This is a genomic window from Paenibacillus sp. J31P13, from assembly GCF_056269295.1.
Genome location: NZ_JBWDNR010000004.1, coordinates 280,107 through 296,048, shown reverse-complemented (window position 1 = coordinate 296,048; position 15,942 = coordinate 280,107). Strand labels below are relative to the sequence as shown.

The window sequence follows — 15,942 nt, the reverse complement described above, 5'->3', positions numbered from 1 at the left end:
TTTTCGTTCATTTGCATGTACGTCATGCGAAATGCTGGGATACTAGCTCTTTTCTTCCGCCGTAGGTAATTTGATTTCAACACAGGTGCCTTTGCCTACATCGCTTCGGAATATAAGGGTCCCCTTATGGCCGCCAATAATTTGTTGGCTCACCATGAGGCCAAGCCCATTACCGCTTACCTTTCTTGTGAAAAACGGTTCTCCGAGACGCTGCAGATCCTCGGTTGCAATGCCGCAGCCCTGGTCAATGAACCTTAAAATGACGGTATTATTTGTTTGTTGTTTCAGCTCGACATGGAACTCGCCGCCGCTTGTCATGGATTCAATTCCATTTTTCATGACATTGACGAATACCTGCTTCAATTGATTCGCCTCTCCTAGCACCTCTGGCAGATCTGAATCGGCATGCAAGATGAGTTGCACCTTTGCCATCTTCGCTTCCGATTCAAGCAGCATCATCATGTCTCGCAAAATAGTTTCTACATTAACAGGCTGGTAGCGGTTGGCCTGCGGCTTAGCGAAAATAAGAAATTCACTGACAATCATATTGATTTGATCAAGCTCTGCAAGCATGATATCCAGATGCTTGGGCGTTAAGGAGCCTGATTGCTTCTGCAGCTGTACGAATCCACGCAGTGTTGTAAGAGGATTCCGCACCTCATGGGCAACACCGGCAGCAATTTGTCCGACTACAGAAAGCTTCTCTGAACGTCTGATCATTTCCTCGGACTGCTTCCGAGATGTAATATTACGGGAAATACACGCGATAGCAATAATAGAACCAGCCTCATCATGAATCGGCGAGATGGTTAAGCTTAGATCCACGAGAGTGCCTGCTTTGGTGAAGCGTACAGTCTCGAAATCGGTAACGGAACCGCCGCGAAGGACGATTGCTTCCAGCTCTATTTGAGATTTTAGATAGTCATTCGGCACATTATGTAGAGGTTGACCGATCGACTCCTCCATCGTCCACCCATACATTTTCTCAAAAGCCCGGTTCACCTGAATAATACGGCCTGAAAGATCGGCAACGTGAATGGCATCTGAGGTATGGTTGACGAAAGACTCTAAGTATTGCTTCGTGCTCCGCAGTTCTTCTGCGGCATCCTTTAGCTTGTTGGTATAGCTATGCAAATTACTGCCCATCGTATTTATTCGATTCGCAAGCAGACCCAGCTCATCCTTGCTTTGGATGGTGATGGTTTCACCGAAATTGCCTTCGGCGATTGCATTCACTTTGTTGAAAATTTGATTAAGCCCGCGAAGCATGAATACCGCAATTAAATAACTGACCAGCATCGAGATGATAATAAGTCCGATTGAGATGATGGAATGCATCATGAGCTGACGGTTAAGAGGTTCCGAAATGGCATCGTAGTTGAAGGTAACACAAATGACATAGGTTTTATGAACCGTAATGGGTATAAAGGTCTTGAGTACCTTTTGCCCATTGATTACGCTTTGTGCCGTTACAGGTTTTCCTGTGCTTAGCGTCTGTTGAATATTTAATGAGTCATTTTCATTATCTTTGTACGTATATGCGCCAAATGGAATATCACGTACATCTAGATTATAAACAGGCATCCCTTTTTTTATTTTGATTATAGGGCTTTTTCCGAAGAAATCGGGGTCGAATCCAGTTATTTCAAGTAAATTCTCTTGATCATCAACGATTTCTTTAATAAGAAAATCCGTTCCTACTGTTTTATTAAAATCAGCCAGCAGCTGAGCGTTAACGAAGGGGTTGATAATATAATTCGTAGTGCCGTTGTAGTAATAGCCCCATTTTCTAATTTTTTCAGGAGCGGTATCAGCAAAATTGTATGGGCCGGACCAGAAATTCTCCAGCGCTTGCCCTTTATCGATCGTCACATTATGGTTATCAAAAAGCTGATTAAAAGCGGTAAACCAATAGTCCCAGGTTTTTGAGCTTGCACCTAACTCATCTGGCTCGGATGATTTGGCTATAAAGATATCATTATCCTTACGCACCCAAAGCGATATATGATCGACGCCAATTCTTTTGCTGAGCGCAACGAGCTGCTCATTTGTTACCTTATTTATATCAGGATCAAGCTGCACCATGGCAGTCATAGCAGATGCCCGCAGCATTTCACCAACTGTATCCTCTATGGACTGTAAAGCGGTTTCCGAGGTATCTAATGTAATACCGATTTGTTTTGCAATGTTGTTAACTTGCTCTTGGACTTGTGACTCCAATTCGGATTTCGTAGAAAAATAATAGATGAAAATACTAAGCGCTAATATCACACTGACGATAATCGAAATGGAGAACGATAGCTTCGCTTTAATAGACAACGAGATTTCCCCCTCCAGACTCTAAGATGCACTTACTACAATTAGACATAGGACGACATAATCCTGTTTTTATTTATAGGGAAAAGGAGAAACATAAAAATGTTTCTCCTTTTTTGGAACTTTGAAATTTATTAAGCGCGTGAAAATTGCTCTTCTTCTAAATATTGCTCCGCTTCCTCATACGTCTCGAATGCGGATTCTAAGTTAAGATCGGCATATAAATACCAGAGATCTTCTTCGAAAAGCAGAGTCAATATAGCATCGTCTGGTCCAATCCAGCGCTCTTCTTGCGGTTTTGCCTTTTTCTTTTTCTTGGAAACGGGCTTCTCTGGCGGTGGTGTTGCAAGAGAATGAATAGATTGCTCGATGAGCGAGCGAAGCTCTTCTTCATTATAGTCACGAATGTTAACGAGACCCTTGTCATCGGTTTGAACACCGGCAATTAGCCCTGCAAACACATAGCCGTTGCCATTCGGGTGCAGGTGATGAACGACTGTCTTCTTATCATGGAAGCTTTCTTCATAATGGAAGTTTGTACGGCCAAGGGAAACGTCCTTTCGTTGGAGTTCAGGAAAGGCCTCAATAATGGAAAGCTTTTGTTCAAAGGATAGCATTGTTTCTTGTTCCTCCCAGAAGATTTGCGGAGCAAATCTCTACATCGTAAGCATAGGCTGCGATTTGCGCAGCAAACCCGCCTCGTAAGCGTGATTATACCACATACCGGGAGGGAGCTGTTAAACGTCTTTCTTCTTCAAAAGAAGGATGAATGCTCCCGCAAGAATAAAGACGATGGCGAAGATAGGCTGGCTGAGTACGAACTTGTTGTAGATAGAGCCGATCGAGAATGCCACGAAGAAAAGCAAGGAGAGAACGGTTAAAATATTGATGGGGATTAACAGCCATTTATTGCGTCTGCCAAACCAATAAAATTCAAATAATCCTATTGCTACTGCGAGGATGTAGCCCGGCCATATGTAGGACCAGTTGTTAAACAGCATGCCAATCTGACAGACGACTCCGGCGCCGAACAAGATGCCGCCAGGAATCAGTAGTCCTAATCCTCTACGTCCCAGCATGCTAAAGTACATCCAGTGGAAGAAGAGAGCAAGAGGAATGACGAAGATGGATGGCCAGAAGTAGGTAAATACCTCGCCTGGACCAAATGTTTCGCCTTGATTCAAGAAGAGGCAAGCGCCTAGCAAGAGTAAAACAATTCCGCTGATCGTTCTTATATTCATTGTAATAAAGCACCCCATTCATCATGTTATTCGTTGATTTCAGCATAGCATACAATGAAATTTGCTGTCCTCATGCTAGAGGTAAAATTTGAAACTAGACTAAAGTCTAGTTCATAAAAAAATCATAACTTCGTTCAATCCGCTTCGAATAAAATAGGCAAAATATAAGATGCAAATGATTCTATCTAGTTCATCAGTCTCGCATAATTTAGAGTGGTTTTGATTGGTGCTCTATGCCATGGACACCAAAGAAAACGTCGAATAAACAGGGATGAGCACGAACGTTACAAATAGCGGAAATAGTTCCTATGAAACGACAATTTACACCTCTTGTTTCCTTCTATGAAAGCGCTATTATTAAAGTAATAAGAAGTAGGAGGTGAAGAATATGAGCCAAGAACAAGAAATCGTTCAAGAAGGTGCAGAAGAAACCGTAGAACTTATTTCAGAAGAGGCTCCAGCGGAAGAAGCAGTAGAAGCTGTTGAGGCTGAACTGGAAGAAGAAGCGGAAGAAGCTGCCGCTGCTGTAGAGGAAGAAGCTGCAGATGAAGCAGCCGAGGAAGAAGAGGCGGCTGAGGAAGAAGCTGCTGCTGAAGAAGAAGAAGAAGAAGCGTCTGAAGAGCAATAATGATACTTATCATTTTTATACTATAAAGAAGAAGACTGCTAGGAAGGCCGTAAAAACGTCCTTGTTGCAGTCTTTTTTTGTTATTTCCTCGCCTTCATTTTTTATAATTGTAAAACGCTATTTTTAGCATGCAATAGTTGTGTGAATGTGCTAGGATATCCTAGGCTAAAGTTTTCAGAATAGAAGAAGGTGACATCATGACAACGGCAGAAGCCGGGAACGGCCTAGGAAATAAAGATCAAAAAGGATTCAATCTATTTTTCCTAACATGGCCTATTTTTTTAGAAATCTTTTTGTTTATGCTCATGGGTATTGCCGATACGCTTATGCTGAGCCATATTTCCGATAATGCGGTTTCTGGTGTCGGTGCATCGAATCAATATTTGCACATTGCGATTTTGCTATTGGAAGTAATCGGCAACGGGGCATCCATTGTTGTCGCGCAATATATTGGATCTCGTAAGTTCATTGAGGCGGCGAAAATATCAGCACTGGCGGTTACCCTTAATTTGGTCGTGGGGCTGCTGCTTAGCTTCCTATTTGTCCTATTCGGCGGTCATTTACTGGAAACGCTGAACTTGAGCGGTGAAATTTTGGCGCATGCCAAAAGCTATCTGCAAATCGTAGGCGGTATGATATTCCTACAAGCGATTATCAATTCTGTAGCAGCGATTATACGTGTACACGGTTTTACGAAGGAAGCGATGCTCATATCGCTTGGGATGAATGTCATCCATATTATCGGCAATTACTTGCTGATTTTCGGAAACTTTGGTTTTCCGCAAATGGGCGTGCAAGGGGCTGCGATTTCATCTGTTATCAGTCGTGCGCTTGCGCTGATCGTCTTTTTCTGGATGCTGTATCGTATTATGCCTATCCGAATTGAGATTCGGTACTACCTATCCTTGTCTAAGGAATACGTGTCCAAAATATTGAAGATCGGAATTCCTTCCGCGCTGGAGCAGGTTATGTATCAAGCTTGCCAAATTGTCTTCTTATATTATGCAACGTTTCTGGGTGAAGCATCGCTTGCAGCCAAAAATTATGCGAATAATATCTCCATGTTTACGTATCTATTTGCATTCGCAATTGGTATGGGGACATCGATAATTGTCGGGAGACTGGTTGGTGCTAATCAGCAAACGACTGCCTATTATCAGGTGTGGAAAAGTGTGCGCTGGGCGAGCGGCGTTACGCTAATCGCTGTTCTGCTCGTTATCATATTCCGAGAACCGCTTATGCGAATCTTTACCGATGATGAGAACATTATTCGCTTAGGGGTTAGCGTGCTGCTTCTCAGTATTGTGCTTGAGACAGGACGAACCATCAACATTGTGCTCGTCAACTCGTTGCGGGCGACTGGAGATGCAAGATTCCCGCTATGGGTTGGCATGTTCACGATGGTTGGGATGAGTCTTTCACTAGGCTATTATTTTGTGTTCGTGCTAGATCTTGGTTTGGCTGGTATTTGGCTGGCGATTGCTGCCGATGAATGGATGCGCGCATTCATCATGTTCTTCCGCTGGAGAAGCAGAGCATGGGAGAAGCATGCTTTGGTCAAGCGCGACAAAAAAGAAAATACGGCTGCCGTTTAGTGATGATGCGGTCTTAATCCGTAATGAAGTATGATGATCATTCACTTCAAACGCACATAAAGAGATAGAGCTAGCTCATGCTAGCTCTATTTTTTTATATTTAATAAAAAATCGACCCCATGATGTCCATTCATCATCGTTCATATGCACTGCTTACTATCCCACGTATTTGCCCTATAACTAGCTGCTCGCACATACTTTCAGCTCTCATAAAAGATGTCGTTCTCGTCATATATATAGCCAAACAAGTCCACTGTAAGGGACATCTAAACGAATTGTTTTCTTTTTGATAATAACTGTAAAAATGAATTGACAAAGTAAGTTACATACAATAGTATATGAATATACAAAAGATAAGTTAGTAAGTTTAAAAAAGTAAGTGAAAAGATAATTACTTAATAAATGGAGGAATTTTAAAATGGCTAAATCACAATGGACGGTAGACAACACACACAGCAGCGTAGAATTTTCAGTCAAACATATGATGATTGCAAAAGTAAAAGGACTATTTCATACGTACGAAGCAAACATTGTTGCAGATGCACATGATCTAACATCCGCTGATATTGCATTCAGCATTGACTTGAACAGCATTGACACTCGCAATGCCGATCGCGACAATCATTTGCGTTCAGCAGACTTCTTCGAAATCGAAAAATTTGGCACGCTTACGTTCAAAGCAACGTCCATATCCAAAACGGATGATGGCGAATATAACATTACGGGTGACGTGAATCTTCATGGCGTTACACGCTCGGAAACATTCGCAGCAACGTTTGAAGGCGCTGGCAAAGATCCTTGGGGCAATGAAAAAGTCGGCTTTAGCGCTGTAGGCAGTCTCAAACGCAGCAACTACGGCCTCACTTATAACGCAGCGCTTGAGACAGGCGGCGTTCTAATCGGTGACGAAGTGAAAATTTCCATTGATATTGAAGCAATTCAACAAGGCTAATCATAAAAAATGATGAATTTGAAAAACAGCGTATCGGGCTTGCGCCCAGTACGCTGTTTTTTTGTTGCCGTAAAGCGTACTCAGAGGTAGGATAAGCAGAGAACCAGCTACAGAGGGAGCGCGATTCGCAATGAATGCTAATGATGGACTACATATACGAAATATAGGGATTTTCGCGCATGTTGATGCGGGGAAGACGACTACAACAGAACAAATCTTATTTCATAGCGGGCGTATTCGCTCACTCGGCAGCGTTGATGCAGGTACAGCGCAGACTGATTTTCTAGAGGTAGAACGGTCGCGAGGCATATCGGTACGCGCTGCGGCTACTCGATTCACTTGGCAAGGCGTAACCATTAATCTCATTGATACACCGGGTCATGTCGATTTTCTATCGGAGGTGGAACGCTCGCTTCGGGTTATGGATGGCGCGGTGCTTATTATATCTGCGGTTGAGGGTGTGCAAGCTGGGACGGAGGTCATTTGGCATGCGCTGCAAGAGCGAAAAATACCCACGATCATCTATGTGAACAAAATGGATCGATTAGGTGCTGATCCGCTCGGAACGCTAAAGCAAATTAAGCGGTTGCTCTCACCTAATGCTGCGCCGATACAGGCTCCTCTTGGTGTTGAAGATGCGTTTAACGGCTCGATTAGCCTGCTTGATGACAGAGAAGCTGATTCTGAAGGAAACAAGGCGGCATTGACAGAGATTTCATTTAATGGGGAAGCTGCTGCGCTTTATCTTCAACAGCTGGAGGAAGCCGTTGCAGAGCAAGACGAAGAGATGATGCTGCACTATTTGGATAACGGGTATTTGCCGAAAGCGGCACTATGCCGAATTCTGCCAGACTTCATTCAGAAAGCAGAGTTGTATCCGGTCATGTTCGGAGCTTCAAACAGAGGAATCGGCATTGAACAGCTGATGCATGCGTTAATTGCGTATTTACCTTCGCCGTCCGTACCAGAGGGCGGGCCGGTATCTGGTGTAGTTTTCCGTATTGAGCGGGACTCGGCAATGGGCCGTGTTGCGTACGTACGATTGTATAGCGGACTTATTCGCAATCGGGATTTAGTGTTCAATGTTACGCAGCAGCTGGAAGAGAAGATTACACAAATTAGAAAAATTGACGGTCAGAAGGCTGAGGATGTCGGCATGCTTGCGGCAGGAGATATCGCTGCGATCTGCGGCTGGAATGAAGCGCGCATTGGCGATATCATCGGCTGCGCTGATTTTGTTCCCGGGGAGACGCGGCTGGCAGTGCCGCTTCTAACGGTACAGGTGCGCTGGAGCAATGAGGCGGAGTATCCCGCCGTCGTTGCGGCGCTGCATGAGCTGGCGGATGAAGACCCGCTGCTCGATTTGCAGTGGCTTCAGGAGCAGCGGGAGCTGCATCTGAAGGTAATGGGACCGATACAGCTCGAAGTGCTGACGCATGTGCTGAGCGCCAGATACGGCTTGAAGGCTAATTTCAGCGAGCCATCTGTTATCTACAAAGAAACACCGGCGCAAAGCGGGGAAGGATTCATTGCCTATACGATGCCTAAACCATGCTGGGCGATATTACGTTTTCACATTGAACCTGGCGAGCGCGGCAGCGGAATAAGCTATCACTCCATAGTTCGTTCCGAGAAACTGCTGGTCAGCTATCAGAATGAGGTGGCAAGGCGTGTTCCTGAAGCGCTTCAGCAAGGGCTGTTTGGCTGGGAGGTTACAGATATCAAGGTAACGCTTATTGAAGGCGAGCATCATGTATGGCATACGCATCCGCTGGATTTTGCCGTGGCAACTCCGATGGGCATTATGGATGGCTTAGCCCGTATTGGCGTTAAGCTGCTGGAGCCCATGCTCTCATTCCGACTTTCTGTGCCGGAGGAGACGGGCGGCAAGCTGATGAATGAGCTCGTTCTTATGCGAGGCGAGTTTGAGACACCAGTCGTGAGAGGGGAGCGCATGGAAATCGAAGGAACGCTGCCGGTAGCGACTTCACTGGATTTCCCAGCGCGATTCGGGTCGCTTACGAAGGGACGAGGCGTCTTGTCTACCTTCTTCGCAGGCTATCGGGAGTGTCCTCCAGATGTAGAAGCGGAGCGCGTCCGCCGAGGCGTTAATCCGCTTGATCAGTCCAAATATATTTTATCGGTGCGCAAGGCTCTCTCCTCATCGTAAATTTTTAAACCTTAAATCATTGTTTTGCCTCCTCAACAAGGAGGCAAGCTTCCTTTAAAGTAGAGAAAATAACTCATGTATGTAAATGTGATTGATAGGCAACAGGTGAATGAGCCATCTCTGAGGAATATGTAGTTGAGGACAGAATAAAGGAGAGAAACGGTTGAAGCTGAGGAGAAAAATACTACTTGCCAACATTATTCTCGTCTTTATTCCAGTCATCATTATGGGGACTATTTTCTACTACTACTTCTCAGGAGTCATAGAGAAGAAATCTAGCGACTTCTACGGTATTTCATTGCTTGAGACGGACCGGAAGCTAAAGTACGCACTGAACGAAATTACAACGGTCACGAATGCGGCGATTACGCAGCAGGTGCTTCAGCAAACGTTAAAGCATCCTAAATCTATTTTCAACTATGACCGCAAGCAGGAAATCAATAATCTGTTCATTAATCATCCTATGATCATGTCCTTTAGCATCTACTCGAAGGACGAGCTTATTTACCAGTATAATGCGGCGCTTTCGCTGGAAGAGATGAAGAAACAGAGCTGGTATAAGCCAATGATAGGGGCGGCGGGCATGCCGATTTGGTCCGGTCCGGGCGAGAATGGTTCTGCTTCAGCAGGAAAGCCTGTTCTTATCCACGCTAGAGCAATCAAAGATTACTATTCCCTCGAAAGTATTGGCTCCCTTGTCGTCTACGTCAAGCCTGAGGTGCTGGATCAAGTATTCTGGGATGCGGCAACGCTGAATGAAGGAAATATTTTGCTAATTAATAAGGAAGGCTCGGTTGTGTTCTCGAAATCGGGTGAATCCATTAGCGATCAAATGTCATTTCCTTTCTTATTATCTGACACGGACTCCAAAAAAGGCTATTACACCGACAAGATCCTTCATGAAAAATCACTTATTACCTACTATAACTCCCATAACCCCGAGTGGTTTTTAGTTGCTATTACGCCTAAGAAGCTGCTTCAATCCGAATCATTGTCGATTCGCAACATCGCACTTGTCCTCGGAATATTTTCTTTGCTTTCCGCCTTGTTATTTGACCGTTTTTTCGTTACCCGCCTTGTAGGAGCCATAATTAGCGCTGTTAACGGCATGAAGCGCGTAGAGCAGCGTGTATTTACGCCGATCCCATCAGGCGAGAAAGCCGATGATGAGACAGATCTGCTTGTACAGGGCTTCAACCGGATGAGCAAACAGATCAATGAGCTGCTTCAGCAGGTGGAAACCGAGCAAGCCCATAAGAAGGAAGCGGAGCTGCAGGCTCTCGTCGCACAGATCAATCCGCATTTTATTTATAACTCGCTGGAATCCATTAACTCCATGGCCGTACTTCAAGGAAATAAAGATATTAGCAAAATGGTCATTTCGCTCGGCAAGCTGCTTCGAATCAGCATTAGCGAGAATCAGGCGTTCATCCCGATTCACACAGAGCTGGAGCATGTGCGTCACTACTTAAATATTCAAAAATATCGTTTTGAAGAGCAATTTGCATACGAAATTCATATTTCGGATTCGCTAAGAAGCTATGTGACTCAGAAGCTTATTGTACAGCCTATCGTTGAAAATGCGCTTTATCATGCAATTGAGCCAATGGATAAGCCGGGATTGATTACGATTACGGCGAATGAAGGCGAGCATGACATTTGGATAGATGTCACTGATAACGGGCCAGGCTTTGATGAGCAAACACTATTGAATCTCTGGAAGAAAAATGATTTCCATGACAAGAAATATAGGGATGGCGGTGTAGGCTTAAAGAACGTACATGAGAGGGTGCGCTTGCAGTTTGGCGGTCATTACGGCATCATTATTTGCTCTTCACTCGGTTATGGCTCGATGATCCGCATTCGATTGCCGAAAATCTTACCCTAATGGGGAAGGCCTATCGAGAGAAGAAAGGAGGGCTGTAAATGAAAGGCTTCATGATGTGGGGCTGGGTGCTGCTCTACGCTCTTGTGTTGTCCAGTGCTGTGTATGTAACGGTTCTTAGCGGAGAAGAGCCGCCTGAGGAGCCTGCGACAGAGAAAGTAACGCTGACTTTCCGGCATTTTTGGATAAAAGAGCATGATCTTCCCATACTTAATATTTTTGAAAATGTCATTCGTGAGTTTCAAATCACTCATCCTAACGTAAAGGTTAATATGGAAGCGATTGATCAGACCATACACCGAGAACAGAAACTGAAAGGAGAGATGGTAACGGGTACGCCTCCTGATCTATTTCTTTTGTTCGGCGGTGCGGAGATTGAACCCTATATTCGTGCGAATCGTTTAATGGATATGACAGCCTTCGTAGAGGAAAATGATTTATTCGATAAGTTTAAGGATCTGCATCTGTGGATGCAAAATGAGCGGATATTCGGTTTGCCTTTTGAAGGGAACGCAGAACCTCTTTTCTATAATAAAACGATATTTGAAAAACTTGGCCTAACAGTACCGCAGACCATTGATGAGTTGACGGCGGTCATCATCAAGCTTCGCCAAAACGGTTATGTCCCATTTGCACTTGGTAATGAGGATCGATGGCCGGCGGCTATATTTGCTCAGTATTTAATGGATCGATTTGCAGGCCCGAGATTAATTGATGAGCTTGTAGGAGGCTCGCAGTTCCTATCCTTCTCGAATCAAGAGTATCTTGCAGCTTATCAGCAGCTGGCAGAGTGGGTGAGAGCAGATGCATTCCCTGTCACATCGAATGGTCGGTCTGCTGAAGAAGCAATCGAAATGTTCACGATGGGCAGGGCGGCTATGTATTTAAACGGTAATTGGGACATCACCTTGTTCCACGATGAGAAATCCGGTAATGATTTTCAAAGTCAGGTAGGTGTTATCTCCTTCCCTGTCCTGCAAGCAGGGGATAATCCATCCTTTGCCGGGGGCTATACCTTAGGTATCGGAATGTCGGCGAATTTGAAGGATGCGAAGAAAAAAGCAGCGTTTGAACTGCTTCAAGCGCTATATACGAAGGAGATTCAGCTGCGAATTGTATATGAGGGCCTTAGGGTGCCAGCCATGCGAATAAGCTTTGATCCCAGTCGTACAGGCTCCGTATTTGCAAAGGTTATTACGTTAATGGAGCAAAGCAATATGAATTTTGTTCCGTATGACAACTCCTTGTCCCCTGAGGTGAAGAAAGCTTTCTTAAAGGGCGTTGAAGGTATTATAAGTCAGGACTTGTCCGCAGACGAGGCTTTAAAACAGCTTGATCAAGCTTCTAAGGATTACTGGAGGCTGCGTCAAAGCTCGACCGTGGAATAGTCGTAGGAGGGGCCAAAGGCCATGAGCAATGAAATAAAGTATAAGGTTATTTTGGCGGATGATGAGCCGTTAATATTACGGAGTCTTAAAGCTGCAATTCCATGGGAAGAGCTGAATCTGGAAATCGTCGGCGAGGCAAGAAACGGTGAAGATGCATTGAAGCTTGTCATTGGGCTTGAACCTCATATCGTAGTCAGCGATATCCGGATGCCGGGTTTGGACGGGATATCGTTAATGAAGGAAGCGATGAATCACAATCCGAATCTGATTTTTATTGTTATTAGCGGGTATGGTGAATTTCAATATGCGCGTGAGGGCCTAAGATTAGGTGCTTTTGATTATTTGCTGAAGCCAATTGATCACGAGGAATTGACTGGCATGCTGGAGCAGGCTAAAGCGAAGCTTGATATTCATCATATTCGCAGGCTTGAGAAGGATAAACTGCTGCATTCCGTGCAGGCTTTGTCGCTGCTTGCTCGTGAGCGTATGTTCGCGGAGCTGATTGAGGGCAATCAAAAGCCGCTGCAGCATATGCAGTGGCTGGAGCAAAGCGAGCTAGAACAGGGCTATTTTATGGCGGTCGTTCAACTGGAGCAGTATTCCACAATGGATAAGCACTGGACTGTGGAGGAGAAGCGGCTGTGGTTTTTTGCAATTCGCAATATTTTGGAGGAATGGAGCAAGCAGAACGATGGACTGACCGCCTTTCCTTTCCATAGCGGTGAATGGATTCTGCTGTTTCCCAAAACGACAGAGGAACAAAAGCTTAAGCTTGGAGAGGATATGATTTATCATATCAAGCGTTACTCAAAGCTGGCCTGCTCTGTTGGCATAAGTCAGTCGATGTATGGTCTTGATCAGCTTAGCCGTGCATATCACAGCTCTAATCAGGCCCTGTATCAACGGTTTTATGCTGGGAATGAAGGCGTATTTGTCGATACAGATGCCAGCAGAGGGTTATCTGAAGCTGTGACGTATCCCAAGCAATTGGAGCTCCAAATGGTTGAATGCATACGGACACTTAATCAACAGCGGATGGTAGAGCTATTCGACGAGCTGAAGGCAGTGTTTGAGCATGGTGTCTTTACTAAGGCGACTACGGAGCGTCTGATCGTAGCGCTGACGGTTACGTTGCATAGGCAATTCGACTATTCGAATCTTACGACAGGATCTATTGAGAGGCTGCTGCATGAGATGCAGGAGGAGGCAACGCTTGAGTCGCTGATTGGTGTGGTTAAAGGTACGATTCTGCAATGGATGAAGCAAAATACGGATAACCAGACGCGTGAGGATGGCTTAACCATTATTGAGAAGGCAAAGAAGTATATCGAGAACCATTACCATAATGATTTGGGGATGGATGAGGTATCGGAGTACGTTGATTTAAGCACGAGTCATTTCTGTACACTCTTCAAGCAGGTCTCTGGCTACACCTTCCTTGAATACGTAACCCAGCATCGTATCGAAAAAGCAAAATATATTTTGCTTCAGACTGATGTGAAGGTGTACCAGATCGCACCGCTCGTAGGCTATCAAGATCCGCGTTATTTCACGCAAGTATTTAAGAAAATAACGGGATGCACACCCTCCGAATACCGTGATAGAGGGGTAAAAGCTTGAATATACTCATGTGAAAAGAAGGCTAAAACCATATTTGAATCGTCAGCACTTGTATATTCATTGCGGAATACGTTATAATACAACAAATTCATATTCGGATCACGCCTAGGAAGAGCATCCAACTCGGAGGCGTTCTCGTCAAGGGGAATGACAATTCCCCCTAAGTTTACCGGGCCCGCCCGTTATCGCGGAGCAAAGAGGATAGAACAGCTTGTCTGTTCTGTCAATTTGGGTGGCACCGCGAGTAAAAAACGCTCCTCGTCCCATAGGGATGAGGGCGTTTTTTGTATTTTTTTAACGAAAAGGAGCGCGGTGTCATGCTGGACATGAAATGGATTAGACAAAATCACGAACAGGTTCAAAGGGTTGCTGATGGGAAAGGGATTCGGATATCCATAGCGGAGCTGATGGAACGAGATGGGCGGAAGAAGGTTCTTTTGCAGGAAGCTGAGGGATTAAGAGAAACGCGAAACAAGCTGTCGTATGACATTGGTGTGCTTGTTAGGCAAAAAGCCTTCAAGGAGGCAGAAGAGACGAAGCTAAGCGTTAAGGAAACTAATGATAAGCTAGAAATTGTCGAGGCTGAATTGTCAGTTGCCGATAGGCAGTTTATGGAGCTCATGCAGCTCGTGCCTAATGTCGTGTCGGAAGATACGCCGATTGGGCGCTCGGATGAGGATAATGTGGAAATGAGACGTGTTGGTGAGGCGCCAAGCTTTCCCTTTCAGTTGAAGGATCATATGGCACTAGGGGAGCTTCATGACATGATCGACACGGGGCGCGGAGTGAAGACGGCGGGTACTCGCAGCTATTATTTGAAGGGAGCTGGGGTTCTGCTTCATCGGGCAGTGCAGCAGCTGGCAGTTGATTTGCTCGTGAAAAAAGGCTTTGAGCTGCTGGAGGTACCTTTAATGGTGCGTTCGGACGCAATGAGAAATACGGGATATTTCCCGTTAGGTGAGGATCAAGCCTACCCATTACCCGATGATAAATGGCTGGTGGGCACATCGGAGGTTCCGATGGTTTCTTATTATGCCAATGACATCGTTGATGCTGAAAATCCGATAAAGCTTGCCGCTGCCTCGGTATGTTTTCGCAGCGAGGTTGGCTCGGCGGGTCGAGATGTGCACGGCTTGTATCGGGTTCACCAGTTTGCGAAGGTGGAGCAGGTTATCGTTTGTAAAGCCGAACCTCAATTGTCGGAAGCACTGCTGCAGGAAATTACCGCCAATGCGGAGGAATTTCTCCAATGTCTGGAGCTTCCTTATCGGGTAATGAGTGTATGTACGGGTGATATGTCGCAGAAGACGTATAAACAATTCGATATCGAGACGTGGATGCCAAGCCGCCAGGCTTACGGGGAGACACATTCATCGTCGAACCTGCATGACTTCCAAGCTCGGCGCTCGAATATCCGCTATAGGGATGAAGACGGAGTGCTGAGGTTTTGTCACACGCTAAACAATACAGCAGTAGCCAGCCCGCGTATCCTTATTCCCCTTCTTGAAACTCATCAAGAAGAGGATGGCTCGATTCGCATTCCGGCAGCGCTGCAGCCCTATATGCATGGTTTAACTCGCTTAGCTGTTAAATAAAAAGAAGAGGCGTCAAGAGGGTGCTTTGAGCACCTCCTTGACGCCTCTTCTGTACCTAATGGAGGGATGAATGCTGATGAATTGTGGGCCACCTCAGGTCCCCACTTTCGGCAGCGGAAGACCCTCCTTGATTAGTCCTACACCTTCTTGGCAGACACCATACTTTTCCCAAGGGCAAGTTATGCATAGCAGGCTAATGTCGGATGGGATCATCCGTGCGGCTACACGGCTGCATATCGATTCCCAGCTCCCGCGCTCATTGGCACGCAGGCCAAGCTTGGTTAATACCGCCTGATCCAATTCATATACGGTTCCTTCACAGTGGTACGATTTGTCAGGGGGATAAGCTTGGCAAACATCGTCCGGTCCGATAACAATCTCAACTTCTGATTCGGGATTCTGCCGAAGCGTCTCATATATATTCGTCATATTTACACAAAAATCAGCAGAGTAGCCCATTCCTCGATACCCTAACAGACAAAGGAGATGATGTCCTCTTAGTGAAATCGTCATATTTAGAAAACTCCTTATGATAAACAATAATATGTTAAC

General features: G+C 45.3%; 12 protein-coding genes. 8 read left to right on the top strand and 4 right to left on the bottom strand.

The features are described from left to right. Positions 1 to 42: 42 nt before the first annotated feature. The 3 genes from AC0YOD_RS15660 to AC0YOD_RS15650 all read right to left on the bottom strand — a co-directional run bounded on the left by AC0YOD_RS15660 (position 43) and on the right by AC0YOD_RS15650 (position 3,557). Complete coding sequence (locus AC0YOD_RS15660) at positions 43 to 2,319, bottom strand: ATP-binding protein (RefSeq protein ID WP_475800258.1); 2,277 nt, start codon at positions 2,317 to 2,319, stop codon at positions 43 to 45. Positions 2,320 to 2,450: 131 nt separating this feature from the next. Beyond that, on the bottom strand, positions 2,451 to 2,933 hold the full coding sequence (locus AC0YOD_RS15655) for a hypothetical protein (RefSeq protein ID WP_475800257.1): 483 nt from the start codon (positions 2,931 to 2,933) through the stop codon (positions 2,451 to 2,453). Positions 2,934 to 3,053: 120 nt separating this feature from the next. Beyond that, entirely contained in the window at positions 3,054 to 3,557 is a 504-nt protein-coding gene (locus AC0YOD_RS15650; protein WP_475800256.1) for a hypothetical protein, read from the bottom strand. Between the two features lie 388 nt (positions 3,558 to 3,945). Between AC0YOD_RS15650 and AC0YOD_RS15645 the strand changes: the two genes are divergently transcribed. From AC0YOD_RS15645 to serS, 8 genes are all read left to right on the top strand, one after another. Beyond that, the gene (locus AC0YOD_RS15645) at positions 3,946 to 4,185 is read left to right on the top strand and encodes a hypothetical protein (RefSeq protein WP_475800255.1); all 240 of its coding nucleotides are present in this window, start codon (positions 3,946 to 3,948) and stop codon (positions 4,183 to 4,185) included. 197 nt (positions 4,186 to 4,382) lie between these two features. Further along, positions 4,383 to 5,780 carry an MATE family efflux transporter gene (locus AC0YOD_RS15640; protein WP_475800254.1) on the top strand — a complete coding sequence of 466 codons (1,398 nt, stop codon included), beginning with the start codon at positions 4,383 to 4,385 and terminating at the stop codon, positions 5,778 to 5,780. A 418-nt stretch (positions 5,781 to 6,198) separates the two neighbouring features. Beyond that, positions 6,199 to 6,732: a YceI family protein gene (locus AC0YOD_RS15635; RefSeq protein WP_475800253.1), complete on the top strand. Its 534-nt coding sequence runs from the start codon at positions 6,199 to 6,201 to the stop codon at positions 6,730 to 6,732. A gap of 130 nt (positions 6,733 to 6,862) precedes the next feature. Beyond that, positions 6,863 to 8,902: a GTP-binding protein gene (locus AC0YOD_RS15630; protein WP_475800252.1), complete on the top strand. Its 2,040-nt coding sequence runs from the start codon at positions 6,863 to 6,865 to the stop codon at positions 8,900 to 8,902. Between the two features lie 163 nt (positions 8,903 to 9,065). Then, on the top strand, positions 9,066 to 10,790 hold the full coding sequence (locus AC0YOD_RS15625; protein ID WP_475800251.1) for a sensor histidine kinase: 1,725 nt from the start codon (positions 9,066 to 9,068) through the stop codon (positions 10,788 to 10,790). A gap of 38 nt (positions 10,791 to 10,828) precedes the next feature. After that, the gene (locus AC0YOD_RS15620) at positions 10,829 to 12,175 is read left to right on the top strand and encodes an ABC transporter substrate-binding protein (RefSeq protein ID WP_475800250.1); all 1,347 of its coding nucleotides are present in this window, start codon (positions 10,829 to 10,831) and stop codon (positions 12,173 to 12,175) included. Positions 12,176 to 12,196: 21 nt separating this feature from the next. After that, positions 12,197 to 13,795, top strand: a complete 1,599-nt coding sequence (locus AC0YOD_RS15615; RefSeq protein WP_475800249.1) for a response regulator transcription factor — start codon at positions 12,197 to 12,199, stop codon at positions 13,793 to 13,795. A gap of 317 nt (positions 13,796 to 14,112) precedes the next feature. Beyond that, entirely contained in the window at positions 14,113 to 15,390 is a 1,278-nt protein-coding gene (serS, locus tag AC0YOD_RS15610) for a serine--tRNA ligase (protein WP_475800248.1), read from the top strand. A 93-nt stretch (positions 15,391 to 15,483) separates the two neighbouring features. On the opposite strand, the gene AC0YOD_RS15605 is transcribed toward serS, so the two are convergent. Next, complete coding sequence (locus tag AC0YOD_RS15605) at positions 15,484 to 15,903, bottom strand: DUF1284 domain-containing protein (RefSeq protein ID WP_475800247.1); 420 nt, start codon at positions 15,901 to 15,903, stop codon at positions 15,484 to 15,486. Positions 15,904 to 15,942: the final 39 nt, after the last annotated feature.

Coding starts and splice junctions, on each gene's coding strand:
- AC0YOD_RS15655 (WP_475800257.1), bottom strand. CDS start 2,933: ATGCTATCCTTTGAACAAAAGCTTTCCATTATTGAGGCCTTTCCTGAA.
- AC0YOD_RS15645 (WP_475800255.1), top strand. CDS start 3,946: ATGAGCCAAGAACAAGAAATCGTTCAAGAAGGTGCAGAAGAAACCGTA.
- AC0YOD_RS15620 (WP_475800250.1), top strand. CDS start 10,829: ATGAAAGGCTTCATGATGTGGGGCTGGGTGCTGCTCTACGCTCTTGTG.
- AC0YOD_RS15605 (WP_475800247.1), bottom strand. CDS start 15,903: ATGACGATTTCACTAAGAGGACATCATCTCCTTTGTCTGTTAGGGTAT.
- AC0YOD_RS15640 (WP_475800254.1), top strand. CDS start 4,383: ATGACAACGGCAGAAGCCGGGAACGGCCTAGGAAATAAAGATCAAAAA.
- AC0YOD_RS15635 (WP_475800253.1), top strand. CDS start 6,199: ATGGCTAAATCACAATGGACGGTAGACAACACACACAGCAGCGTAGAA.
- serS (WP_475800248.1), top strand. CDS start 14,113: ATGCTGGACATGAAATGGATTAGACAAAATCACGAACAGGTTCAAAGG.
- AC0YOD_RS15650 (WP_475800256.1), bottom strand. CDS start 3,557: ATGAATATAAGAACGATCAGCGGAATTGTTTTACTCTTGCTAGGCGCT.
- AC0YOD_RS15630 (WP_475800252.1), top strand. CDS start 6,863: ATGAATGCTAATGATGGACTACATATACGAAATATAGGGATTTTCGCG.
- AC0YOD_RS15615 (WP_475800249.1), top strand. CDS start 12,197: ATGAGCAATGAAATAAAGTATAAGGTTATTTTGGCGGATGATGAGCCG.